Annotated in this window: 21 protein-coding genes and 1 tRNA gene; 14 read left to right on the top strand and 8 right to left on the bottom strand. The window is 44.8% G+C overall.

Annotated features, from left to right (window positions below; translation table 11 throughout):
• Window positions 1–11 precede the first annotated feature (11 nt).
• Window positions 12–395, top strand: a complete 384-nt coding sequence (locus tag GFS24_RS22335; RefSeq protein WP_153663434.1) for an START-like domain-containing protein — start codon at window positions 12–14, stop codon at window positions 393–395.
• Here GFS24_RS22335 and GFS24_RS22330 read toward each other — a convergent pair.
• A complete protein-coding gene (locus tag GFS24_RS22330; RefSeq protein WP_153663432.1) occupies window positions 392–994 on the bottom strand; it encodes a hypothetical protein in 603 nt (200 codons plus the stop codon). The two genes, GFS24_RS22335 and GFS24_RS22330, sit on opposite strands and share 4 nt — an antisense overlap.
• 140 nt (window positions 995–1,134) lie before the next feature.
• On the opposite strand from GFS24_RS22330, the gene GFS24_RS22325 reads away from it, so the two are divergent.
• From GFS24_RS22325 to GFS24_RS22315, 3 genes are all read left to right on the top strand, one after another.
• A complete protein-coding gene (locus GFS24_RS22325; RefSeq protein ID WP_371731302.1) occupies window positions 1,135–2,580 on the top strand; it encodes an LptF/LptG family permease in 1,446 nt (481 codons plus the stop codon).
• Between the two features lie 53 nt (window positions 2,581–2,633).
• Window positions 2,634–3,302 carry a phosphatase PAP2 family protein gene (locus GFS24_RS22320; RefSeq protein ID WP_153663430.1) on the top strand — a complete coding sequence of 223 codons (669 nt, stop codon included), beginning with the start codon at window positions 2,634–2,636 and terminating at the stop codon, window positions 3,300–3,302.
• A gap of 74 nt (window positions 3,303–3,376) precedes the next feature.
• Entirely contained in the window at window positions 3,377–5,014 is a 1,638-nt protein-coding gene (locus tag GFS24_RS22315; protein ID WP_153663428.1) for a glycosyltransferase family 39 protein, read from the top strand.
• A 431-nt stretch (window positions 5,015–5,445) separates the two neighbouring features.
• Here the strand turns inward: GFS24_RS22315 and GFS24_RS22310 are convergent, their stop codons facing one another.
• Window positions 5,446–6,117, bottom strand: a complete 672-nt coding sequence (locus GFS24_RS22310; protein WP_253906570.1) for a superoxide dismutase — start codon at window positions 6,115–6,117, stop codon at window positions 5,446–5,448.
• Between the two features lie 740 nt (window positions 6,118–6,857).
• Here GFS24_RS22310 and GFS24_RS22305 point away from each other — a divergent pair.
• From GFS24_RS22305 to GFS24_RS22285, 5 genes are read left to right on the top strand one after another with little or no spacing between them, the layout of a single operon-like run.
• Window positions 6,858–7,961 carry a ThiF family adenylyltransferase gene (locus GFS24_RS22305; RefSeq protein ID WP_153663424.1) on the top strand — a complete coding sequence of 368 codons (1,104 nt, stop codon included), beginning with the start codon at window positions 6,858–6,860 and terminating at the stop codon, window positions 7,959–7,961.
• Between the two features lie 28 nt (window positions 7,962–7,989).
• Complete coding sequence (locus GFS24_RS22300; protein ID WP_153663422.1) at window positions 7,990–8,685, top strand: hypothetical protein; 696 nt, start codon at window positions 7,990–7,992, stop codon at window positions 8,683–8,685.
• 55 nt (window positions 8,686–8,740) lie between these two features.
• Window positions 8,741–10,903 carry a 7TM diverse intracellular signaling domain-containing protein gene (locus GFS24_RS29355; RefSeq protein ID WP_153663420.1) on the top strand — a complete coding sequence of 721 codons (2,163 nt, stop codon included), beginning with the start codon at window positions 8,741–8,743 and terminating at the stop codon, window positions 10,901–10,903.
• Between the two features lie 14 nt (window positions 10,904–10,917).
• Window positions 10,918–12,015, top strand: coding sequence for an ATP-binding protein (locus GFS24_RS22290; protein ID WP_153663418.1), 1,098 nt, complete (start codon window positions 10,918–10,920; stop codon window positions 12,013–12,015).
• Window positions 11,999–12,415 (top strand): two-component system response regulator, encoded by a 417-nt coding sequence (locus GFS24_RS22285; protein ID WP_074240852.1) that lies wholly within the window; start codon window positions 11,999–12,001, stop codon window positions 12,413–12,415. The genes GFS24_RS22290 and GFS24_RS22285 overlap by 17 nt, the downstream gene beginning before the upstream one ends.
• Before the next feature lie 56 nt (window positions 12,416–12,471).
• Here the strand turns inward: GFS24_RS22285 and GFS24_RS22280 are convergent, their stop codons facing one another.
• From GFS24_RS22280 to GFS24_RS22260, 5 genes are all read right to left on the bottom strand, one after another.
• Window positions 12,472–13,983: a trypsin-like peptidase domain-containing protein gene (locus GFS24_RS22280; protein WP_153663417.1), complete on the bottom strand. Its 1,512-nt coding sequence runs from the start codon at window positions 13,981–13,983 to the stop codon at window positions 12,472–12,474.
• A gap of 367 nt (window positions 13,984–14,350) precedes the next feature.
• Entirely contained in the window at window positions 14,351–15,592 is a 1,242-nt protein-coding gene (locus GFS24_RS22275; protein ID WP_153663415.1) for a HAMP domain-containing sensor histidine kinase, read from the bottom strand.
• The gene (locus GFS24_RS22270; protein ID WP_153663413.1) at window positions 15,589–16,266 is read right to left on the bottom strand and encodes a response regulator transcription factor; all 678 of its coding nucleotides are present in this window, start codon (window positions 16,264–16,266) and stop codon (window positions 15,589–15,591) included. The genes GFS24_RS22275 and GFS24_RS22270 overlap by 4 nt, the downstream gene beginning before the upstream one ends.
• Before the next feature lie 12 nt (window positions 16,267–16,278).
• Window positions 16,279–16,728 carry a DoxX family protein gene (locus tag GFS24_RS22265; RefSeq protein ID WP_153663411.1) on the bottom strand — a complete coding sequence of 150 codons (450 nt, stop codon included), beginning with the start codon at window positions 16,726–16,728 and terminating at the stop codon, window positions 16,279–16,281.
• 44 nt (window positions 16,729–16,772) lie between these two features.
• Window positions 16,773–17,339, bottom strand: a complete 567-nt coding sequence (locus GFS24_RS22260) for a Crp/Fnr family transcriptional regulator (RefSeq protein WP_153663409.1) — start codon at window positions 17,337–17,339, stop codon at window positions 16,773–16,775.
• Window positions 17,340–18,060: 721 nt separating this feature from the next.
• Between GFS24_RS22260 and GFS24_RS22255 the strand changes: the two genes are divergently transcribed.
• The 5 genes from GFS24_RS22255 to GFS24_RS22235 all read left to right on the top strand — a co-directional run bounded on the left by GFS24_RS22255 (window position 18,061) and on the right by GFS24_RS22235 (window position 23,375).
• A complete protein-coding gene (locus GFS24_RS22255) occupies window positions 18,061–19,095 on the top strand; it encodes a sensor histidine kinase (protein WP_153663407.1) in 1,035 nt (344 codons plus the stop codon).
• On the top strand, window positions 19,073–19,786 hold the full coding sequence (locus GFS24_RS22250) for a LytTR family DNA-binding domain-containing protein (RefSeq protein ID WP_153663405.1): 714 nt from the start codon (window positions 19,073–19,075) through the stop codon (window positions 19,784–19,786). The genes GFS24_RS22255 and GFS24_RS22250 overlap by 23 nt, the downstream gene beginning before the upstream one ends.
• Before the next feature lie 111 nt (window positions 19,787–19,897).
• The gene (locus GFS24_RS22245) at window positions 19,898–22,258 is read left to right on the top strand and encodes a TonB-dependent receptor (RefSeq protein ID WP_153663403.1); all 2,361 of its coding nucleotides are present in this window, start codon (window positions 19,898–19,900) and stop codon (window positions 22,256–22,258) included.
• Window positions 22,259–22,366: 108 nt separating this feature from the next.
• A tRNA-Ala gene (locus GFS24_RS22240) sits at window positions 22,367–22,439 on the top strand.
• Between the two features lie 66 nt (window positions 22,440–22,505).
• Window positions 22,506–23,375 carry a DUF4349 domain-containing protein gene (locus GFS24_RS22235; RefSeq protein ID WP_153663401.1) on the top strand — a complete coding sequence of 290 codons (870 nt, stop codon included), beginning with the start codon at window positions 22,506–22,508 and terminating at the stop codon, window positions 23,373–23,375.
• On the opposite strand, the gene GFS24_RS22230 is transcribed toward GFS24_RS22235, so the two are convergent.
• A complete protein-coding gene (locus GFS24_RS22230; RefSeq protein ID WP_153663399.1) occupies window positions 23,359–23,697 on the bottom strand; it encodes a hypothetical protein in 339 nt (112 codons plus the stop codon). The genes GFS24_RS22235 and GFS24_RS22230 overlap by 17 nt on opposite strands.
• Window positions 23,698–23,876 lie beyond the last annotated feature (179 nt).

Below are 23,876 nucleotides of genomic sequence, written 5' to 3'. Positions count from 1 at the left end.
AATACTGTGCGATGTCAAAGAAAGTGCAATATGAGTTAGAATATCCGGTTAGATGCTCCCCAGGTATCCTGTTTGAATTTCTATCAACCCCGGCCGGCCTTCAGGAATGGTTTGCGGATAAAGTAGATTTCAGGGATAATGTTTTTTCTTTTTCATGGAATGGCTCCTCAGAAGAAGAAGCAGAGATATTGGAGCAGCAGGCAGATGAGCGCATCCGCTTACGCTGGCTGCACGCCCCCAAAGGAGAATACTTTGAATTTAGTATTCAGATATCCGAAGTAACGAACATGACTATACTTACAATAAAAGATTTTGCTGAGAAGAAAGAAGTAGCAGATCAAAGTCAGTTGTGGAATTACCAGATAAAAGACCTATTTCACCGTATCGGCAATTAAACCGGCCCCCTGTTCAGCAATTCCAGCAGTGGCGCGTAAGCAGCCACGGCCTTATCAATTATTTTTTCCCATTCTTGTAACGCATACCTTTTAGCCAGTTTCACAAAAGGTTTTTCTACCAGGCTTCCCCATTGCTCCGGCTTAAGGGAGGCAATGGTCTGGAAGTTATCTGCCTCAAAGTGATGCTGCCAGGGATCGTCCTGTATGCAAACATACCAGTGGTCCGCTGCCAGGATCTCCTGCGAAGCCAGCAGTGTGGCCCTGTGCGGAGCCAGGAACTCTCCGCCAAGATGTACAGTAGTACTGAAGAACCTCCCCCACCAGAAAAAGGTGCGGCAGGCAAAGATATTCTCGCGGCTGAAAAGACGCGGGTAATCCAGGATCACATACGGCAGCCCCTGGTAATTCTCCCCTTTGGAGATCTTCGGGGAAAGGGCTGCTTCCACCGGGAAAGTGGAGATAACAGGATCAGCTGCCATGGCCACCTGCAAAGCCCCGAAAAGCTGAAATACCTTTTCAATGATCCGGTTCTTATGCAGTATCCATTCCGCATCCGTTACAATGCTCAGTTCTTTGCTGTCCAGCTGATATTGGTTCATATGAATAATTTAACGCTTTTTTGATAAGTCCAGAGGGTGGAGCTTACCGGAATCGTGTTAACTTTGTGCTGCAGGATACAAAAGTATATTGAATATCAGGCAGTTTTACATTTTTCATTTTTATTTTTGATTCACCCACTGTGAAGAAACTCGATAAACTCATCATAAAAACCTTCTTCGGGCCATTTGTCGCCACATTTTTTGTGACGCTGTTTGTGCTGATCATGCAATTTGTATGGAAGTACATTGATGACCTGGTTGGGAAAGGACTGGACACACCGGTGATCATTGAACTGCTGGCTTATACCAGCGCAGGGCTGGTTCCACTGGCCATGCCACTGGCCGTACTGTTGTCTTCCATTATGACTTTCGGGAACCTCGGTGAAAGCTTTGAACTGGTGGCCATCAAATCTTCCGGTATTTCCCTGCTGCGTTTCATCAGGCCCCTCTTCATCCTCTCCTGCATCATTGCATTGTTCGCCTTCCTGTTTTCGAATTATATCATTCCCATCGCCAACCTTCGTTCAAAATCCCTCTTATTCGATATCACACAATCCAAACCGGCCTTCAATATCAAACAGGGTGTATTCTATACGGACATTCCCAATTACGTGATCAAAATAGGCCGCAAGGAGCCAGACAATAAGACCATTCACCAGGTGATGATCTATGACCGTACACCCACCTCCCGCAATGAAAGAGTGATCATGGCAGAAAAAGGGATCATGGAACTTTCACAGGATAAACGTTACCTGAACTTTACGCTGTTCAACGGCTGGCGTTTTGAGGATAAGGGTGATGCCCGCGGCTCCGGAAACAGTGAGCTGATAAGGGTAGGTTTCAAGAAATACAAAATGCCCTTTGACCTGGCTTCGTTTGCCTTCAGCCGTTGGGACATGAATGCGTTTGCCTCCAACCAGCAAATGCTGAATATCCGCCAGCTGGATAAAGCTATTGATTCCATTTACCGGGTAGATTCTACCTACGGCCGTACTACAAGCGCCTATATTTCAACCCGTTATCCTTTCTATAAATGGAAAGACACGGGTTGGCTGGCTAAAGCGCCTCCTTTAAAAACCAGTGCTTTCTACGATATCATCCCTGAAAAATCCAAACGTTATGTATTGGAAAGGGTGGAATCAAGCCTCCGGGACGCAGAAAGCAGCCTGAATACTACCGCAAAGGATTATACTGAAAACTATAAAAGATTATTGCTGCACAAAGTGGAATGGCAACGAAAGTTCTCTCTGGCAGTGGCTTGCATCGTTTTATTCCTCATCGGGGCGCCGCTTGGTTCAATTATTCGTAAAGGTGGCTTAGGTACTCCGCTCGTTTTTGCCGTTATATTCTTTGTGATCTTCAATATATTCTTTATGTTGGGTGAGAAAATGTCAAGGAATGATGTGATGGCAAGTTGGAGTGGTATGTGGCTGGCCAATATAGTCCTGTTACCTATTGCTATATTCCTGGTGGTAAAAGCCATGAATGATTCTAACCTGTTTAACCAGGAATTCTATTTCAGATCTTACAAACGCTTTAAAAACTATATACAGACTAAACGCAAGAAACACGAGATAAGCGCATAACTACAGTTACTAAATATTTATAACACACATTACGGACCTACAACTTACAACGCATGCTGAAAACACTGGCAACACTAGTGGCGAAGAACCGTTATTTCTTTATCCCATTCCTGTTATGGTTAATCATCGGTGGAATCCTATTGACTGTTTTTACGAAAGACCAGCTATTCCTCACCGTGAATGGCGCACACAATCCTATTGCTGACGTACTCGTTACTATCAGCACGTATCTTGGCAATGGCGCCCTCTTTGGGATCATCCTTGCTTTCTTCCTCTATAAACGGCAATGGCGTAATTTCTTCATGGGCGGCGCATCCTTACTGCTGGTAACGCTGATCGTGCAATTCATGAAACGTGCAGTGAATGAACCAAGACCCATTTCGTATTTTTCAGATCCTTCTGTTCTTCATATCCTGCCCTGGATCAGTGTGCATAGCGGACTGAGTTTCCCTTCCGGGCATACCTCTACGGCATTTGCCATGTACTGCTTTCTTGGATTGATGTGGGATAACAAGAAAATGGGCTGGGTACTGTTCCTGCTTGCACTCAGCACGGCACATTCCCGTTTGTATCTTTCCCAGCATTTCTTTTCAGATGTATATGCAGGCAGTATCATCGGCACTTTCTTCTGTACGATCATTTACTGGTTGTTTGAATACAAGAAGAGTCAAACGCCGGGCACCACTTGTATTCATGGTACGATTATAACGCCTGCTAATTAAATAACGGAATAATTAAGGTTTCTTTGCGAACTTAGCACTCAACAATAGAAGAGAAGCAAAAATCGTACATCCTGATGAAGTATCTTTTGATCGCAATCGTTGCGGCCCTGTTATTCATTCCCTTTCTGGGTGCAACGCACTTGTTTGACTGGGACGAGATCAATTTTGCAGAAGCTGCAAGAGAGATGATCGTTACCGGCAACTATTCCCAGGTGCAGATAGACTTTATGCCTTTCTGGGAAAAGCCACCTTTATTTATCTGGATGCAGGCAGTGAGCATGAACATCTTTGGCATCAATGATTTTGCTGCCCGCCTTCCTAATGCCCTGGTGGGTGTTGCCACCTTACTCACTTTTTTCCATATCGGTAAAAAACAGGTGGATGAAAAGTTTGGTCTCTGGTGGGCTATTGTGTATGCCGGCTCCTGGTTGCCGCATTTCTATTTTAAATCCGGGATCATAGATCCTACTTTCAACTACTTCATTTTCGTTGCACTATATTTTGCCTCGCGCATCACCTGGTCTCCGAAACCTACGCGCATGGCTATCTTCAGCGGTATCTTCCTGGGACTGGCAGTATTGACAAAAGGGCCTGCCGCTTTCCTTATTGCTGTACTGGCGCTGATCGTGTACTGGGTGGTGAATAAATTCCGCATCCAGATAAAGATCGTTCACCTGTTGCTGATCGTAGCGTTCTCTTTACTTACTACGGCCTTGTGGTTTGGTTATGAGATCATCTCACACGGATGGTGGTTTGTGAATGAGTTTGTTGTTTACCAGTGGCGTTTGTTCAGCACACCGGATGCAGGGCATGATCAACCATTCTTTTATCATTTCGTGGTATTGCTGATCGGTTGTTTTCCTGCCAGCATCTTCCTCTTCAGTTATTTCAAAACCACCCGCGCAAAATCTATTTACCTGCAGCAATCCGGCGAGAATAAGGATTTCAGGTTATGGATGTGGGTATTGTTCTGGGTAGTACTGATCCTGTTCTCTATTGTTAAAACAAAGATCGTTCACTACTCTTCTCTCTGTTACTTCCCGCTGAGTTACCTGGCAGCCGTACAGGTTTACCGGTTACTGGAAGGAAAGTTCACCCTGAAGGGCTGGAACATCAGCTTTATTATGGTGATCGGTATTCTCCTGGGCCTGGCCATTGCACTGCTGCCATTGGTAGGTATTTACAAGCAGGAGCTGATCCCTCATATAGGAGATCGTTTTGCGCGTGCCAACCTGGAAGCGGATGTGCCATTCAGTTTTGGAGAGATGGGTTATGGGCTGGCGTATATGATCCTCGTGATCGTGAGCTGTGTATTGCTGTTTTCTAAAAAAGTAAAACAGGGTATTATTTGTCTTTTTATCAGCACTATCCTGATGCTGGAAGTAACGGTGTTGCACTTTGTACCCAAAGTGGAGAAATTCTCACAGGGAGCGGCTATTGAATATTTTCAATCGTTTGTGGGGAAGGATGTATATGTGCAGCCGTTGAGCTATCACAGTTATGCGCACCTGTATTATACCAGAAAACAGCCAAGTACCAATCCTGAATATTATAAGGACAATAAGAAAGACAACAAATGGCTGCTGGAAGGCGCTATAGATAAACCAGCTTACTTTATCTGCCGGATCACGAATGCAGATCCATGGCGGGTACATCCTAACCTGGAAGTGATCGGGGAAAAGAATGGTTTTGTATTCTTCAAAAGAAAGTAAACTACCCCTTCTTCAAAAGAAAGTAAACTACCCTTTCTTCAAAAGAAAGTAAACTACCCTTTCTTCAAAAGAAAGTAAACTACCCTCACCTTCGGTGAGGGTTGGCGGGGTTAGGTTTGAAAAAATACTGGCGCAGCCTGCAAACATGACCACCGCCTCCGGCGGTGGTTTTATCATTTAATTAAAGGAGTTCTACCATTCAATTAAAGAGGTTTTATCATCTAATTAAAGGAGTTGTATCATCCAATTAAGAGGTTATCTCATCTAATTAAAGGAGTTGTATCATCCAATTAAAGAGGTTTTATCATCCAAATAACGAAGTTATACCATCCAATCAAAGAGGTTTTATCATCCAAATAAAGGAGTTATATCATCCAAATAAAAAGGCCCCGATTCACTATCGGGGCCTTTTTAACAGTTAATTCTAACAGCTACTTTTTAGCTGCATTATATCTTTTCTCTACTTCGTTCCAGTTAACCACATTCCAGAAGGCAGCCACATAATCAGGGCGTTTATTCTGATACTTCAGGTAGTAAGCATGTTCCCAAACGTCCAGTGCCAGGATGGGTGTACCCGTTTCCTTCACTAACTCCGTCATCAGGGGATTATCCTGGTTAGGTGTATTGATCACCGCCAGTTTGCCGTCTTTCTTCACGATCAGCCATGCCCAGCCGGAACCAAACTGCGTTTTGGCCGCATCATTGAATTTTGTCTGGAACGCTTCGAAAGAACCGAAGGCCTCGTTGATAGCCGCTGAGATCTTTGCAGAAGGTGTGGTTTTCTGCGGGCTCAAAAGTGTCCAGAAAAGACTGTGGTTGTAATGTCCACCACCGTTATTACGTATAGCGGCTTCTTTAGCTGTGACTTTTGCGAGGATCTGCTCCAGGTCCTGGCTGGCCAATGGGGAACCATTGAGCGCATCGTTCAGGTTTTTCACATACGCAGCATGATGTTTGTCGTGGTGGATCTCCATCGTCATTTTGTCGATATGAGGCTCCAGGGCATCTGTTGCATAGGAAAGTGCGGGCAGCGAAAAAGGCGCTTTTTCGGCCAGCAGGGCTTTCTTATTCTCTGCGGCAAACAGTCCTTTTGGATCGGCCATTGCAGCCAAACCGGCCAGACCAGCCACTTTGAGGAATTCTCTTTTATGCATATGTTTGTTATTAATGCTACAAATCTAAAAGATAGCAGCTAATTCAGCGCAAATTTTACACCAACTTTAAAACATGCGTTGCAACATGCATAATTATCATAATATCATATTATCCTTACTTTTGCGATATGATGAAAATAAAGAAGAAGATTATAGTTTAATTTGAAATTAATTGCTATTTTACTTTTCTATTCATGTGTAGTTGTAGTAGTATTTAATCATTTTCTAACAATGAAGCTAAATATCCCTGGTAGAAGGCCCTGCCCTGCCCCGGTCAGCAAGGCTCCGGATGCCGCCCTGTACTTTCCTTACCGGCACCCGCCGGCTCTCGTCCATCCCCATCAAGAATTGAATGTTGGAATAATCTTACCGGCAAACGACTGTTTTGCTCACTTCGCCTGAAGAGGAGAAGGAAAAATTTGATTTTAGCACAACTTGAAATAACAATCTGCCATCCTGATTTCAACCGGTCCAGCTATTTAATCCGGTTGTTTTTGGCATTGTAGGCAACTAGTAAATCGTTATTATTTCTAAATATTGAAAGGATAAAGGGAGAACGCATCTTCCTTTTGTGGACATGGTTTTGGTGATTCCTTATACTTTGGCCCGTAAAAATTAACCTGACAAGAAGAAAAAGAGAACCGAGACAGGCAAAATTATTCACCTAGTAAATCAAGTCCAGAAGCAGCATGATGATTCAGGATCGCGTACAGAAGACAAGGCATGAGCCGTTGACCTATTTGCCATTTTTTTACCGCCCGGCAAAACCGGAGGAGAAGGAGGCCCTGCTGAAGTTATTGCAGGATAATCCTCAGATCAGCGTGTATGATCAGTTAGAGAGTCAGTTAAAAGAGCTGATCAAAAGCAGGCATCCGTCACGCCCGTTAACGGCAGAAGAGTCAACCGCCGCCGTAGAAAAGCATTTGGGGAATATAACCCCGGAAGATTATGGTGTATGGGTATATTATCCATGGGCAGGCAAAGTTGTACACCTGCTGGATGAAGAAGAGTTTATTGCGATGCGCACCTCGCGCAACCTGCAGAAAATAACCATAGAAGAGCGCGACATATTGGGTCGCAAAAGAATTGGGGTAATTGGATTGTCCGTAGGGCAAACGATTGCCTTAACTTTGACCATGGAGCGGATCTGTGGAGAGCTGAGGCTGGCAGATTTTGATGACGTTGAACTTACCAATCTTAACCGGCTTCGTACCGGTGTTTTTAACCTGGGTCTTCCAAAAGTGATCATAGCTGCCAGGGAGATCATGGAACTGGATCCTTTCATTAAAGTGAAGTGTTATACGGATGGTGCCACCGAAGAAAATTTGCACAGTTTCTTTACGGAAGGTGGTAACCTGGATATTCTTGTGGAAGAATGCGATGGTGTGGATGTTAAGATCCTTAGCAGGATCAGGGCCAAAGCGTTGAAGATCCCTGTAGTGATGGATACCAACGACAGAGGGATGCTGGATATTGAACGGTACGACCTGGAAGAAGATTACCCCCTGTTGCATGGTCTGATCCCGGACATTGCAGACCTGAGTGTATTACGCAACCTCACCAACGAGGAAAAGATACCCATCCTGGGCCCTATGGCTGGTATAAAAGATATGAGCCCCCGGATGAAACAATCCCTTGGAGAGATCGGCAAAACCATCACCACCTGGCCACAACTGGCATCTTCTGTGATGTTAGGTGGCGCACTTGTAGCAGATACCTGCAGAAGGATCCTGTTAGGTCAGTTACAATCATCAGGCAGGTATTACGTGGACTTTGATCAACTCATTCAATAATGCCCCCGGTAAATAAAAAGAGCAATCAATGAGTGCATCGATAAATGTTAGGGCTTTTATGGCGCCGGATGATCCGGAAGCTTGCATGCGGTTCTATGAGGGCCACAGCAAGCTATTACAGATCTACTTCGGCATCAATAAGATCACGTCCGGCAACGTGGACTGGATCTCTCACAAGAACACCGTAGTGGTGATCGTAGAGGATGATACCGGCACGAAAACCTATGGCGGTGCACGGGTACAAATGGCAGACGGCGTATTACCCCTGCCTATCGAACTGGCTATCGGTAAATATGATCCAAAGATCTACTCAGATGTAAAGATCGGCAGCGCCGAGATCTGTGGCTTATGGAATTCCAAGGAAGTAGCAGGCATGGGCATCGGAAGTCTCATCCTCAGCAGAGTATGCGTGGCACTCATGACCCAGTTGCCCGTAGATAATGTACACGTACTTTGTGCTCCTATCACTACCCGGGGGGCCAAACGAGTTGGCGCAGTGATCGATACCTCCCTTGGAAATGAAGGTGTGTTCTATTACCCCAAGGACGATCTTGTGGCTACCGCTATGATTATCAGAGACGTGCATGAGGTATCCAGCGCGGATCCCAGCGAAAGAGAACTTATTTATAACCTGAGAAAAAACCCTAACCAGATACGGGTAGAGACCGGCCCCAAAGGATCATTTGAAGTAAATTATCAGCTCGGACTCCCGCAATGGGTATAAACTATTATGTTTGCTGCGCAAAGCGCAGTAACTTAATGTTCAATTTCGTATTCCAATGCCTATACGCTTTTTCGTTCTAGTATTCTTTGGCCTGCTCTGGTGCCAGTTTTCCAAAGCAGGCGACCCCGTTGTATTCAAGGATAGCTCCAAACTCATGCAAATTGGAGCATCGTTAGATCTATACCAGGACAGTACCAGCAAACTTACCATAAACGACATCGGCAAACAGCCCTTCAAACCTTCAGGTCAGGCTGTACCCAACCTTCAGATCTCTGCTTTCACTCACTGGGCAAGGTTTTCCATCACGAATGAAACAGATGTGCGCGTGCTGCTGCTGGAAGTGGAATATCCTACCATTGATGAGATCACACTGTATGAAATGCAACCCGGCGGTGGTTATAAAGAAGTAGCCCTTGGCCAGTATAAACCTTTTAACGAACGTCCTTACAATCATCAGAACTATATCTTTCCGCTGGAAATACCACAAGGCGAAAGCCGTGTGTTCTATTTTAAAGTGAGGGCCGGAGAACAGGCACAGCTGCCGGTTTACCTGGGGGTGGAAACCACCATGAACTTCAAGAACACAGAACGGAACTTCATCTTTGGGCTCTACATCGGTATCATTCTCGTGATGGCGCTGTACAATCTCTTTATCTATATTTCCATCAGGGATACCAGTTACCTGTATTACGTGGGGTACATCATCTGCGTAGGACTTACACAGGCATCGCAGCAAGGATATACTTTCCGTTTCCTCTGGCCCAACAATCTCTGGTTCGCCACACACGATACTTTACTGATACCCATTTTCAATGGCATCACGGCAGCTATATTCATTCAGTCGTTCCTGCATACACGTGAGAAATATAAAACAGGGCATAACATCCTCAATGGCGTGGTAGCAGCTTACCTGCTTTGCCTGATCCCCATGTTCATGGATCAGTTCTTCATTGCCAACATGATGTCTCAGATGATTGCGATGTTTGCTTCCTTACTCGCCATCTTTGTGGGTATTAAAGTAAGCATCAAAGGGTTTATCCCTGCCCGGTACTTCCTGGTAGCATGGGGTATCTTCCTCACCAGTGTAGTGGTGTTCGTGATGCGGAACTTTAATGTGCTGCCTTATAATGACTTTACTTATTACGCGCTACAAGTAGGATCCGCAGCGGAAGTAACCCTGCTGTCCTTTGCACTGGCCAATAAGATCAACATCTACCGGAAAGAGAAAGAAGAATCGCAGGCCATGGCCCTGCTGGTATCCCAGGAAAATGAACAGCTCGTGCGCGAGCAGAACGTTATACTGGAAGCCAAAGTGCAGGAAAGAACAGAAGCTTTGCAAACCAGTAATAAAGAGCTAAACAAAGTGCTCACCAACCTGAAAGAGGCACAAACACAACTGGTGGAATCTGAAAAGATGGCCTCACTCGGTCAGCTCACAGCCGGTATTGCACATGAGATCAACAACCCCATTAACTTCGTTACCTCCAATATCAAACCCCTGAAGCTGGATTTTGAAGACCTCAAAAGCCTGCTGAAACGGTACGAAGCTTTAGCCCCCAACGGAGATATAACGGAGCAGCTGAAAGAAATTGACCAATACAAGCAACAGATAGATATTGAATACGTACACACAGAAATAGATTCCCTGATCAAAGGAATTGAAGATGGCGCCAACCGTACGGCAGAGATCGTAAAAGGGCTGAGAACGTTTAGCCGCCTGGATGAAAGTGATCTGAAATTCGTTGATATTCACGAAGGGATCAATTCCACGCTGGTGTTACTGCGTAATACCATGCCTAAAAATGTGACCATCGTGCAGGACTTTGGGGAATTGCCCAAGATTGAATGTTATGCCGGCAAACTGAACCAGGTGTTCCTCAATATCATCAACAACGCGTTGAATGCTATTAAGATGAAGCCGGTGCAGGGAGATGAAAAACTCACCATTACCACCCGCCTGATGGAAAACAAACAGGTAAGCATCGGGATCAGGGATACGGGTATTGGTATGACGGATAAGGTGAAAGAGAAGATCTTTGAACCTTTCTTTACAACGAAAGATGTAGGTGAAGGAACAGGATTGGGCCTGTCCATCGTGTTCAGCATCATAGAGAAACATCACGGTAAAATACTGGTAGAATCGACTCCGGGTATAGGAACGGAATTTATTATATATTTACCGCAGAATGTGCCAAGTATTCAGAGTCATATGTCCTAACTAATAGACCCTCAATGAAAAATAACCGAATCAGGATACTGTACATCGATGATGAGGTACATAACCTAAATGCGTTTCGCGCTAACTTCAGAAGGAGTTATGAAATCTATACCGCCAATTCTGCTGCGGAAGGCATGCAGGTACTGAAAGGAATAGAAGTACATATCATCATAGCGGATCAGAAGATGCCTACTACCACGGGAGTAGAATTTTTCAATGAGATCAAGGACCTTTTACCTGACCCTATCCGCATATTGCTTACAGGTTATACGGATGTGGAAGACATCATAGACGCCATTAACAAAGGCCATATCTTCTCCTACATCAAGAAACCATGGGATGAACATGAACTGTTCAAAACCATCAATAATGCCTACGAGATCTATTCCGCCAGGAAGCAGCTCAAAGAAAAAGTGGCAGAACTGGAAAAAACCAACGATGAGCTGAACCGCTTCATCTACTCCACTTCCCATGATCTCAGGGCGCCGCTGATGAGCGTACAGGGCATCATCAACCTCAGCCGGCTGGATCAAAGCCTCACAGACCCTCAGGGCTACATGAACATGATAGAGGTCTGCATTACCCGGCTGGACAGCTTCATACAAAAGATCATTGAATACTACCGCAATTCCCGGCTGGACCTGGAATATGAGAAGATTGACTTTGAAGCGCTCATCAATGACTGCATAGATACCTTCAAACATCAGAACACCACCATCAGCTTCAAGGTGAAGATCGATCAGCATGTACCATTTAAGGGAGATTTCTTTAGAATAAGTGTCATTTTGAACAATCTCATCTCAAATGCCGTTAAGTATCAGAAACCGGAAGAGGCTTATCCCCAGGTGAACCTGATAGTTATAGTAGAACCCCATAAGGCTACCATCCGCATAGAAGATAACGGGATCGGTATCCTCAGTGAGCACCTGAGCAATATCTTTAAAATGTTCTTCCGGTCCAAGAATAACAACAAACCCGGAAGCGGCATTGGTCTATACATTGTAAAAGAGGCATTAAGCAAGATCGGTGGAACCATCGGTGTTGATTCCCGTTACGGAGAAGGCACTCAATTTGAAATTTCTATCCCAAACAGAAATGAATTCGATACCTGATCTGCGCGTCATATTAATAGATGATAACGACATCGATCTGCTACTGCATGAACGGCTGATATCCATTCAGCAGATCAGCAGAACGATCCTCGCTTTCAGTAATGCCAACAAAGCGCTGGAATTCCTGTCCAGTAATATCACGTTGCCGCACATCCCTCCTACCGTGATCCTCCTGGATATCCAGATGCCGGAAATGGACGGGTTTGAGTTCCTGCGGTCCTTTGACTCTTATCCGCAGAAGATCAAGAACCAGGTGTACATCATCATGGTTTCCTCTTCGCTGGACTTTGGCGATATTTCCCGCACCAACGCTAATCCGCTGGTGGTAAGGTTATTGAAGAAACCCCTGCAGCCAAAGGAGTTGAAAGAAGTGATAGAGAACATCTTTAAGGAACAATAAAAAAAAGGCTCCCTCATAAAAATGAAGAAGCCTTTTCAGTTTTAATCCTTAAACCCTTATTTGTTGAAATCATTGATCCCGTAGTAATAAACATTTCCACTACCGGGGTAAGTACCTTCGATCTGAAAATTCCCATTCTGTTTTTGCAGCGCCGCTTTCAGTTCATCCAGGTTCTTCACCGGAATCCCTCCAATCTTCGTGATCACAAATCCAGTCTTCATATTCGTTTGTGCATCTAACACACCATCATTTATATCCGTTACCTGTAATCCGCCGGCGATACCCAGTTTCCTGGCTTCTTCGGGGGAGAGTGGTTTAAGTTCTGCTCCGAGGGCTTCTACCGCAGCAGCCATCTGGCTGGCCATAGCGCCCATCTTTCCTTTCAATATAACATTCGCCACACTTTCCTTTCCACCTCTTACATAAGTAAGGCTCACTTTATCTCCTGGTTTCTGACGGGCTATCTGTTCAGACAGTTGTGCACTGGAAGTAACCGCCACATCATTCACTTTTATGATCGCATCTCCTTTCTTAATACCTGCTGCAGCTGCTGCACCACTTGGGTCAGTATCTGCTACATATACACCATTCCCGTTATCTCCGATACCTAATTCTTTTCTTTGCGCATCTTCCAGGTTTTCAGGCGCCATGCTGATACCAAGGTATCCACGTTGTACTGATCCAAACTTCATGATATCACCGATCACTTTTTTCATCAGGTTAGAAGGGATGGAATAAGCATACCCTGCATAAGAACCTGTTGGGGAAGCAATCGCTGCGTTGATACCTACCAGTTCACCATTGGTGTTCACCAATGCCCCACCACTGCTACCAGGGTTTACGGCAGCATCTGTTTGCAGGAACGCTTCAATGGGAGCAGAACCTTGCCTGTTGATGCCGATGTTCCGGGATTTGGCACTGATGATACCTTGTGTAACGGTTACATCCAGGTTCAGCGGATAACCAATGGCCAATACCCATTGACCCAGTTTCGTTTCGTCTGAATTACCCAAAGGCATTACCGGCAAACCTTTTGCATCGATCTTCACCAATGCCAGGTCTGTATTTGGGTCTGTACCAATTACTTTTGCGGCGTAATTCTTACGGTCGTTCAGCGTTACGGTTACTTCCGTTGCGCCATCCACCACGTGATTATTGGTAACGATGTATCCATCTTCACTGATGATCACGCCGGAACCGGAAGCTTTCTGATCCGGGCGGCGGAATTGACGGGGACCGTCTTCACCACCAAAGAAACGTTGGAACATGTCGTCGTCCATGCCGAAGGGATTGTCTCCCCGCTGGCCACGTTGCTGCACGTTGGCCTGTTTGAACTTAACGACTGTTCTGATATGTACCACAGAAGGAACTGCCGTACCTGCTGCTTTTTCAAAATCTACCGGTTGGGCTGCTACAGCGGAACCGGTATAAGAAGTTTGAACAAGGGGCCTGGGATCATCCTGTAAGATACTGTTGTAAGGCTGATGGGTAGTAGCGCTGATAGCGTACCCTCCTGCAACCCCTGCCGCAATTAATGCTATTCCGGCAAATGTGAATTTTTTATTCATAGTATCCAGTTTTTAATTGATTACTGTAAAATTCACGGGGCATTCTGAATACATTCTGAATAATTGGGAAGGTGGGTGGGTTTTAACGTTTCATTAGAATATTTAAATAAAACGCCCTCCGGGCGCTTTATGATTTAATTTAAACAGGCTTTATTGTTTTCTGGTTTCATTATAACACGGCACAATTGTTATTAAAAAAACGCCCGGAGGGCGCTTTTGGGCTTCATTTAAACAAACTTTATTATTTTCTGGTTTCGTTATAACACGGCGCAATCATTATATAAAAAGCGCCCTCCGGGCGTTTTTTATGGTTTCATAAAAACACGGCGCGATTTTCATTAAAAAACCCCGCCGGAGGCGCTTGTCTTTATTGCTTCATTCGAACCCTGAAACTGTGTAGGGGATGCTCGTACGCATAGCTGATCTCAAACTCATACAGGTCACACACCTTTTTCACAATCTCCAGCCCCAGCCCCATGCTTTCCGCATCAGCACTGCTTTTAGAGAACCGCTGGAAAAGGCGGTTGGTATTCAACTCATACAGCTGGCCGGTATTCTGTACTGTAAATGTTCCATTAGCCAGTTTTACAATGATCTGGCCACCTTTCAGATTGTGCCGGATAGCATTCACCAATAGATTACTCAGCAGCACTTCCACCAATGTAGGGTTAGCTGTAATATGCAGATCTTCCTCCCAATGCTGTTCCAGCGTAAGTTCCTTTTGATCCATCTGCTGCTGGTATTGCTCCAGTAAGTGAAGCGTCATTTTTTTAACAGACACATCTTCCGTTTCAGGGAATTGCCCGTTCTGAATGCGGGTAAGCAGGATGAGTCCTTTATTCAGTCTTGCCATCCGCTGGCTGGCGGAAGCCATATCTGTAATGAGTGTAGCCTGTTCTTCTGTAAGTGGCATTGTTTGCATAAGCAGTTCCAGCTTCCCCTGGAAAATAGCCAGTGGCGTACGCATTTCATGAGAAGCATTCTCTGCAAACTCCTTTTGCGCTACATAAGATTTCCTGCTGCGTTCTGCGAGTTGCTCTACTGCTGTATTCAATTCTTCAAATTCATTCACCTCGGAATGCGGCAATTGCAAAGGTTCTGCATGATCTACTTTATACGCGCGCAGTTTGCGCAGCGTATTATAAAAGGGCTTCCATACCTGTCGTGCTAGGCTCCTGTTGATCATCAGCAAACCCGCCAGCAGTAAGGAAAGCAATAGTACCTGTAAAATAATAATACTCGTAATGAGCGCCTGGTGATTAGCCAGTGAAGATTTGATCTGTAAACGATACGTGTTCTGATTGATCACCAGGTAAGAAGTAAGCAGGCGGTAAGTACCCTTATCTGATGTATAGAGAGAATCCTTTGCACCTGGCTTGCCGGACTTCTCCAATGTAATATCATTATCCAGTAACGGCGGTTTATTACCCGGTTGTACTTCCATTACCTGCAAACGTGGTATGAGCTGGGTTTTGGTTTCAATCAAACGCGCATCCACATTGGCAATCACAATGCGTTTCAGCACAAAATAAAAAACAGGTACCGCTACCAGCAGCAGTACTACGGAAAGCAGGAAATAATATTGCACCGTTTTATTCAGCAGCTTCATGGCACATCCATTTTATAACCCATACCATAAACTGCTTTGATCTGATCCTCCCATCCGGCCTGTAACAGTTTCTTCTTCAGGTTCTTCATATGGGCATAGATGAAATCATAATTATCAAACAGCCCCTCCCCATCTCCGGATAAATGTTCCGCAATAGCATGTTTCGAAATAACGCGGTTACGGTTGGTGATGAGGTATAATAAGAGATCGTATTCTTTGCGGGTGAGGTCTACTGTTTGATTGTTCACCTTTACCGTGCGTGCCTGTGTATCCAGCACCAGGCCTCCCACATCCAGGATACTACTTCCTGAAAACCGGCGGCGGCGGATCACGGCGGCAATCCTTGCACTTAATTCAGAGAGATGAAATGGTTTGGTGAGATAATCGTCTGCGCCCAACTGAAGGCCATTGATCCGATCGTCAATAGAATCACGGGCAGAGATAATGATCACACCTTCCGTTTTGTGATCCTGCTTCAGGGCTTGTAGTACCTGCAGGCCGTTCCCGTCCGGCAGAGAGATATCCAGCAGGATACAGTCGTACTCGAATGTTTCTATTTTATCCATTGCAGTTTTGCAATCTGCCGCTACCTCGCAGGTATAGTTCTCCGCTGCGAGGTAAGTAGCAATGCTTTTACTCAATGCCTGTTCGTCTTCAATGATTAGAATCTTCATATTTTCTGTACATCAATTTACAGAAAATAAGTTATCTGTGGAAAAACGGCCACCACCGCTGAATAGCAGTGCAATGGCAAGCCCTATGATGAGTAAGTGGTACTCATATCCTTCATGCCCTGCCGGCATCGTCCCAAACCAGTTCATGAAAAAGCCCATGCCGGCATGCACCTGCCAGATGATGCCAATGAACAAACCGATCACTGCTACTGCGGCAATGCGGGTCCCGGCTCCGGCTATGAGCATCAGGGCAGCAAAGAATTCTATTAAGATCACTAAAACGGCAACGAAACCCGGCAGCCCGGCCTGTTGTGTAAGATGGTGCATTTCTCCGGAAAAGCCGGGGCCGCCAAACCAGCCGAACATTTTTTGTGCACCATGCGGGAAAAGAACAATTCCTAATGTAAGCCGGAGGATGAGACCCGTCCAGCTGTTGTCTGTTGAGAAGATGGTATGTAACATGGTGCAAAATTGGCGTAACCTTTCCCGCCAATCTGTGATATATATCACTGTTTATTTTTAACCCGGTTCAGTGTTTCGCGGGTAATGCCCAGGTAGGAAGCAATCTGCTGTTGTGGTACCCGTTGTTCAAAATGACCATAACGGCTGTAAAAATCCGCATATCGTTCTTCTGCTGTTTTCTGCAGGAAGAGGATCCTCCTTTGCTGCGCTACAAACGCATGCTGCATGATGATCCTGAAATATCTTTCCAGTTTGGGGATCTCCAAAAAGAGCTGATCCAGCCGGTTCTTTTCTATCAGCAGTACTTCCGTATCTTCCAGTGCATCAATATTGTAAGCAGAAGGTGTACCGGTCAACATGCTGTACCAGTCGCCTATCCACCAGTCTTCAAAAGCAAACTGCATGATGTGCTCCCTTCCTTCGTCATCAATTTCATACTGGCGCAAACTACCTTTGATCACAAAATGATCATAGCGGCAAAGTTCTCCCTCCTGCAGGAGGAATTCTTTCCTGCGTAAGGACCGGTGTTGCAGTGATGCAGAAAAGTGCGACTGCTCTTGCGGATCAAGCGTCACGTAGCGGGATATGTTTTCCAGGATAAGCGGGTGCATAAGGCAAATATAAGTAAATAGCCCACGGAAGCGTATTCCACGGGCATGTTCACAGATCAATCATATAGACTAATTATCCGAATTCCGAGGCTCAATAACATTAAGCCTCTTTTCATGCAATCGTTTAAGGGATTTAAAAAGATATATGATCAATACAGCGGTAAGCATGGGGAAAAGCAGGTTAAGAAACTCACTCGTTGCCCGGCACCACGAAACGCGGCGCCGGGGACGAATGAATAGTTGAGTGATTGATAATGGTTGGTGATTACAGTGCATTGGTGTCAGGCAAAAGCGGGTTCTGCGGCGCCAGATAATTTACCACCAAGTAATAGGTGACGCACACTTCTCCCGCTGCCCGACAAAAGCTTATATAGTTGGTTCCATATTTTTAAAACGGAAGATTACATTCGGTAACAACATGCTGTGCTGCAACCGGGAAAACATAAATTTGTGGGAGATGTTACCACAAAACGCATGAGTTTGAGATTTTTCATTTCAAATGCATTTTTTAATTCAATAGTGTACAGAAGGCATTATAGGCCCCTGCTTGTTTTGTGGTGGTAAATTATGTATTCCTATTAGTCTACTAATTATGTAGACAAATATACGGCATGTAATTAAATATCCAAATTTAAAGGGGAAAATATTTTCGTCTGCACATTTGGCCCGCTGGAAGGCACACTCCGTCAATTCATCTCCATAGGGGATAAATGGAGAAGAATTGAGTAGTTTTATTGTGATGTTGTCGAATAAAAGGGTCAACCTGATCTTACATTTCTTTCTGTGGGTGCCCAGTATAGGCGTTCCACTTTTCCTATTGCCGTTGAAGGATGGCACAGGTAAACCGGAGTTCTTTTCTATCAGCAAGATGGTATTTACGGTGGCACAGATCATCGTATTCTATATCATGGTGTATTACCTGTATCCAAGATACTTTCTGAAGAAACAGATCAAAGAATACCTCATCTCTTTAACCAGCCTGTGCATTTTGATAGCGGTGATCAGTGCGGTGGCCGTAGCACAGTTCGATACGAGATATAATACAAACCTCTGGGTAGGCATTACGATTAAATTCCTGATCAGCATGGCCGTGATGGCCACCGGTACCTCTTATATGCTGATCATTCATTTTATCCGGGATCAGCGGCTGCAACAGGAGAACCTCAAAACAGAACTGGTATTCCTGCGTTCACAGGTGAGCCCGCATTTTATGTTCAATACTTTAAACAGTATCGTATCCCTGGCCCGTAAAAAGTCCGACAAGCTGGAACCCGCACTGTTGGAACTTTCCAACCTCATGCATTACATGTTGTATGAGTCTGACGAAGAGAAGGTATGCCTGCGGAAAGAGATTGATTACATTCAGAGTTACATAGATCTGCAAACCTTACGTTTCGGCCACCAGGTACGTATCACTTTCAGGACCAACAATCCGCCAGAAGACTTGTACATTGAACCGATGTTACTGATCCCTTTAATTGAGAACGCTTTCAAACATGGTATTGGTTTGATAGAAGATCCTGAGATCACTATCAACCTGGAAGTGCACAGTGGCCAGCTTACACTCACGGTGCTTAACAAGTTCAATCAGCATCATGAAACGAAAGATAAAACTTCAGGTATAGGGCTTACCAACCTGGAACGGCGGTTAAAATTGCTCTATCCCAATAAACATACCATCAGTGCCGTTAAGAAGGATAATTACTTTAACGCATCCCTTAAAATCTATTTAAATGATCAGGTGTCTGGCAGTTGATGATGAGCTGTTATCACTGGACCTGCTGGAGGATAACATCCGGCGCATTCCGTTCCTGCAACTCATAGCGCGTTGCAACAATGCGTATGAGGCCATGGAAGTGATGCAGCGGGAACCAATTGACCTCATCTTCCTGGACATCCAGATGGCGGGTCTCACCGGCACGCAATTCCTGCAGGGCATGACCAACAGGCCCATGGTGATCTTCATCACCGCGTATAAAAAATACGCGCTGGATGGTTTTGAACTGGATGTACTGGATTACCTCGTAAAACCCGTACCCTTTGAACGTTTCCTGAAAGCCGTGAACAAAGCAGCCGAGTATCATTCACTGAAAAAAGCGCCGGTAGTAAATCCCGTGGCGGATTATTTCTTTGTGAATGTGGAATACAACTTAGTGAAGATCGCCATCAATGACATCAGTTATATTGAAGGATTAAAAGACTATATCAAGATCTACCTGCACAATACCACCAAACCCATCCTTACCCGGCTGATGATGAAAGCCATCTCTGAAAAGCTGCCACCATCCAGGTTTATAAGGGTACACAAATCCTATATCATCTCGCTGGATAAAATAACAGCCATCCGGAAGAACCGCATTTATATCAATGAACACATCATCCCCATCAGCGATTCTTACCGCGATGATCTCTTTTCCATCATAGACCCCAGGAACCTCAAAGATTAACTCGTCTGCACATAACGTGTGGATGTCGTGTTGTTGTGTGTAGTGGCCTACTTCGTTTTTACGTGTAGGAAGGAGTGTGTTATTTAGTTGCTTAACGCACAACTATTCGCTATGAAACACTTTCTCCTCACACTATTGATGATTGGCCAGCTCTCTGCTTTTGCACAGAACAATACCCAAACCATCAGCGGTGTTGTAATAGACAAAGCATCAGAAAGACCATTGCCCCATGTAGCTGTACAGCTCACTGGTACCAGCATGGGGGCTACAACAGATTCAACAGGCAGGTATGTAATAAGAGGCGTATCGCCAGGGCGGCACAGGATCTCCTTTACCTTCCTGGGTTATAAAACAGTGGCTATTCCTGAAGTATTGGTCACCTCTGGAAAACAGGTAGTGCTGGACATTCCCATGGATCAGCACGTTAGTGCATTAAGCGGTGTGACTATTTCTTCCGGCAGAACCCGTAAGGGCAATGCGGCCAATGAATTTGCCGGTAGCAGCGCCCGCTCTTTTAATATGGACGATGTAACCCGTTATGCAGGTGGCAGGAATGATCCCTCCCGCCTGGCCAGTAACTTTGCAGGAGTAGCCACTACCAATGATTCCCGCAATGATATTGTGGTTCGCGGTAACTCCCCCACCGCTGTATTATGGAGGATGGAAGGCATCCCGATCCCTAATCCCAATCACTTCTCCACGCTGGGTACAACCGGTGGCCCGGTAAGTGCTTTAAACACGAATGCTTTGAAGAACTCTGATTTCTATACAGGTGCCTTTTCTGCAGAATATGGTAATGCTACCGGCGCCGTATTTGATATTGCCCTCCGCACAGGGAATAAAGAGAAAGTAGAAAAAACATTACAGCTGAACATGTTCAGTGGTCTGGAAGCTATGATAGAAGGTCCGGTTGGTAAAAAAGGTGCATCTTTCCTGATAGGCTATCGTTATTCTTTTGCACAACTGGCACAATCAATCGGACTGAATGTAGGTACAGCAGCCACACCACAATACCAGGACCTGATCTTTAACCTCAGCTTTGCAGATTCCAAACTGGGCAAGTTCAGTTTATTTGGTATGGGCGGCATCAGCCAGATAGATTTTATCGGGAAGGATATTGATTCCACAGACCTCTTTGCCAATAAAGATGAAGATGTTTATTTCCGCTCAAGGATGGGTGTGATAGGTCTCAAACATACGATTGATGTAGGCCGCAATTCCTTCATCCGTTCCATTCTTTCTTATTCCTATTCCGGCAACGAAGGTGATACCTACAAGTATAATGAAACCGAAACAGACCGGAAACATGTTGTTTACGGAACAACTACCAATACAGGTCTTCGTTTGTCCACCTATATCAATTCAAAGATCAATACAAAGTTTTCAGTAAGAGGTGGTGTGCTGGCTGAGATACAGGGGCTGGACACTTACATTCAAACCCGTTTGGATCAGCCGGACTGGGTCACAACAAGAGAATATGATGGCAGCTCTTTATTACTGCAACCCTACCTGCAGGGCAAATATCGTTTCTCGGATAAACTCTCCCTCAATGCCGGCATACACGGCATTTATTACAGCTTTAATGAAACATCCAATATAGAACCAAGGGCTTCTTTAAGTTACGCCATCGACCCAACGAAAACAATCACGTTCAGTTATGGCCTGCACAGTCAGCAGCAGGCATTACCGATATATCTGTATCAATCAAAAAAGCCGGATGGTACTTATGATCAAAGCAACCGTGAACTGGGGCTTACCAAAGCACATCACTATGTATTGGGTTACGATTGGTCTTTTGCCCGCGACTGGCGCCTGAAAGCAGAGCTCTATCATCAATCTGTTTACGATGCGCCGGTAGAACAACGACCCAGTGGTTTCTCTGTACTTAATGCAGGGGCAGACTTCACCTTTCCTGAAAAAGCCGGATTAGTGAATAATGGTACCGGCACGAATACAGGATTAGAACTCACGGTAGAAAAGTTTTTCAGCAGTGGATTTTATCTCCTCACCACCGCCTCCATTTTTGATGCAAAGTATAAGGGCAGTGATGGTGTGGAAAGAACTTCCACTTTTAATAACGAGGTAGTGATCAATGTACTGGCAGGCCGTGAATGGAAGATAGGCCGGGATGGAAAGAATGCTTTCACGATAGACCTCAAGGTAGCCAATGCAGGGGGCAGGTATTACACACCTGTAGATGTTCCTGCCTCTGTTGCAGCGGGAAGGGAAATCCTGGATGAATCCAAATACAACACAGAACGGCTCCCTTCTTACTTCCGGGCAGACCTTCGTTTTGGCTTCCGCCTGAACAATGCAAAACGCAAGATCTCCCATACTATCTTCTTAGACCTGCAGAATGTAAGCAACCGGGAGAATGTATTTGTGCAACGTTATAACCAGGTATTGAAACAGGTAGGCACCTTAAACCAGATCGGCTTTTTTCCTGACCTGATGTACAGGGTGCAGTTCTAAGCGCCCCTGCCACATATATGGCATAAAAATATACTTACCCCGGGGGCAGGAGAATTATTTTTTGTTTTATCAAAAAAGCGGCTAAATTTGCACTCCATTCAAGCCTTCGGGGGATTAGCTCATCTGGTAGAGCGCAAGCATGGCATGTTTGAGGTGATCGGTTCGAGTCCGATATCCTCCACGAAAGAAAAAGGCCTTAAGTTTCATAACTTAAGGCCTTTTAGTTTTTACCCAAAACCCTTCTCCTATGACCTTAAAACAACGATTCTGGAAAATAGCCAAATGGTTTGGCGCGCTCTTCTTTCTTATGCTGGTTTGCAGGCTTATCTACGGGTATATAGCCACAGATGTGGTGTCCGCCATGCAGCATTCCGGGGACTTCTTCAGCAGTGTAGATAATCTGAGGAAGAACTACGCTTCGGAGAATAAAGTCAGCAGAACAGATGTTGGGCAGCAGGCCAGTTTTGCCTCTTCTCAGAAATATGAGAAAACAGCCACGGTTAAGAGCCGGACTTCCCAGTTTGAAAAGGATGCCAATGAGATCAAAGACAAAACAAAAGACTTTAAAGGCGTTATTCAGTATGAACAAAACACCGGCAACAAAGGCAACCGGGAAGTTCACCTGATGATAGGCATCAACCCGGAAAAATTCGACAGCTTCTATCTGAACATCCAGGGCATCGGCAAGATCAACTCCACAGAAATTACCAAGATCGATAAAACAAATGAGTACAGGCAGTTGAATGCAAAGAAAGCCTCGCTGGAAAAAACCTTACTCTCCCTGAACGAACTCAGATCAAGAGGTGGTGTGATCAGCGATTATGTTTCCCTGCACGATAAGATCCTGGAAATAGAAACAAGATTGCAGGAGCTGGGTGTTGAACTCGGGAACTTTGATGTAGAGAATGAATTCTGTACCATCCGGTTTTCTCTCTTTGAAGGCGCACCCCAAAAGGGCATCAGTTTCCTTAGCCGTCTGAAAGTTGCGCTGGAGTGGACGATACAATATTATTCCATACTGGCAGTGTCTCTGCTTTGCCTTACCGCAACAATATTCATTTTGATATTGATCATTGATAAACTGAAAATAATCAGCACGCTTACAAAGTCTTCTTAAATACGATCTGGTTAAAGAATAACATGCTGAAGAACAGGAACAGATCGTACAACACAAAAGAAAGCATACTGAATGCGGTATTGGCACTGAACACCATCTGAATGGTAAAGAAGCCATAAAGCCCTGCCGCCAGTAACTGAGATAAGATAACGGCTACTTTGGTCCAGGTATTTTCATACTGGGTGTATAAGAAAAGAAAGCCCATATTGATAGCCAGTACCACTGTTTCGATGATCAGTTTTTGCTGGTCGTTATGAAAGATCCAATTGATGATGAGGTACACCAATGCAAAACCGAAATAGAAGTTCCTAAATTGATTCATAGATACAGGTATAAGAAAAGGCCTTAAGCTCCACAACTTAAGGCCTTTTTCGTTTTTTAGGAAACCCGTCAGGTTAAATTTTTTAATCGGGTGCGATCTTCATTTTGGTTAATTAAGGGTTATAAATTGTAACAAATCGAAACATAAAATAAGCATTAATAGCCATAAAACAACATTTT

This window comes from Chitinophaga sp. SYP-B3965 (genome assembly GCF_009647655.1).
GTDB lineage: Bacteria > Bacteroidota > Bacteroidia > Chitinophagales > Chitinophagaceae > Chitinophaga.
The sequence above is the reverse complement of the archived record's forward strand: the minus strand, read 5'-3'. Positions and strand labels throughout refer to the sequence as shown.

What these genes read in the sequence shown, in the direction of transcription:
- GFS24_RS22235 (WP_153663401.1), top strand. Translation starts at nt 22,506, where the DNA reads ATGACCTTAAAACAACGATTCTGGAAAATAGCCAAATGGTTTGGCGCG.
- GFS24_RS22310 (WP_253906570.1), bottom strand. Translation starts at nt 6,117, where the DNA reads ATGGCCGATCCAAAAGGACTGTTTGCCGCAGAGAATAAGAAAGCCCTG.
- GFS24_RS22330 (WP_153663432.1), bottom strand. Translation starts at nt 994, where the DNA reads ATGAACCAATATCAGCTGGACAGCAAAGAACTGAGCATTGTAACGGAT.
- GFS24_RS22335 (WP_153663434.1), top strand. Translation starts at nt 12, where the DNA reads ATGTCAAAGAAAGTGCAATATGAGTTAGAATATCCGGTTAGATGCTCC.
- GFS24_RS22315 (WP_153663428.1), top strand. Translation starts at nt 3,377, where the DNA reads ATGAAGTATCTTTTGATCGCAATCGTTGCGGCCCTGTTATTCATTCCC.
- GFS24_RS22280 (WP_153663417.1), bottom strand. Translation starts at nt 13,983, where the DNA reads ATGAATAAAAAATTCACATTTGCCGGAATAGCATTAATTGCGGCAGGG.
- GFS24_RS22300 (WP_153663422.1), top strand. Translation starts at nt 7,990, where the DNA reads ATGAGTGCATCGATAAATGTTAGGGCTTTTATGGCGCCGGATGATCCG.
- GFS24_RS22285 (WP_074240852.1), top strand. Translation starts at nt 11,999, where the DNA reads ATGAATTCGATACCTGATCTGCGCGTCATATTAATAGATGATAACGAC.
- GFS24_RS22245 (WP_153663403.1), top strand. Translation starts at nt 19,898, where the DNA reads ATGAAACACTTTCTCCTCACACTATTGATGATTGGCCAGCTCTCTGCT.
- GFS24_RS22250 (WP_153663405.1), top strand. Translation starts at nt 19,073, where the DNA reads ATGATCAGGTGTCTGGCAGTTGATGATGAGCTGTTATCACTGGACCTG.
- GFS24_RS22260 (WP_153663409.1), bottom strand. Translation starts at nt 17,339, where the DNA reads ATGCACCCGCTTATCCTGGAAAACATATCCCGCTACGTGACGCTTGAT.
- GFS24_RS22230 (WP_153663399.1), bottom strand. Translation starts at nt 23,697, where the DNA reads ATGAATCAATTTAGGAACTTCTATTTCGGTTTTGCATTGGTGTACCTC.
- GFS24_RS22290 (WP_153663418.1), top strand. Translation starts at nt 10,918, where the DNA reads ATGAAAAATAACCGAATCAGGATACTGTACATCGATGATGAGGTACAT.
- GFS24_RS29355 (WP_153663420.1), top strand. Translation starts at nt 8,741, where the DNA reads ATGCCTATACGCTTTTTCGTTCTAGTATTCTTTGGCCTGCTCTGGTGC.
- GFS24_RS22265 (WP_153663411.1), bottom strand. Translation starts at nt 16,728, where the DNA reads ATGTTACATACCATCTTCTCAACAGACAACAGCTGGACGGGTCTCATC.
- GFS24_RS22275 (WP_153663415.1), bottom strand. Translation starts at nt 15,592, where the DNA reads ATGAAGCTGCTGAATAAAACGGTGCAATATTATTTCCTGCTTTCCGTA.
- GFS24_RS22305 (WP_153663424.1), top strand. Translation starts at nt 6,858, where the DNA reads ATGATGATTCAGGATCGCGTACAGAAGACAAGGCATGAGCCGTTGACC.
- GFS24_RS22320 (WP_153663430.1), top strand. Translation starts at nt 2,634, where the DNA reads ATGCTGAAAACACTGGCAACACTAGTGGCGAAGAACCGTTATTTCTTT.
- GFS24_RS22270 (WP_153663413.1), bottom strand. Translation starts at nt 16,266, where the DNA reads ATGAAGATTCTAATCATTGAAGACGAACAGGCATTGAGTAAAAGCATT.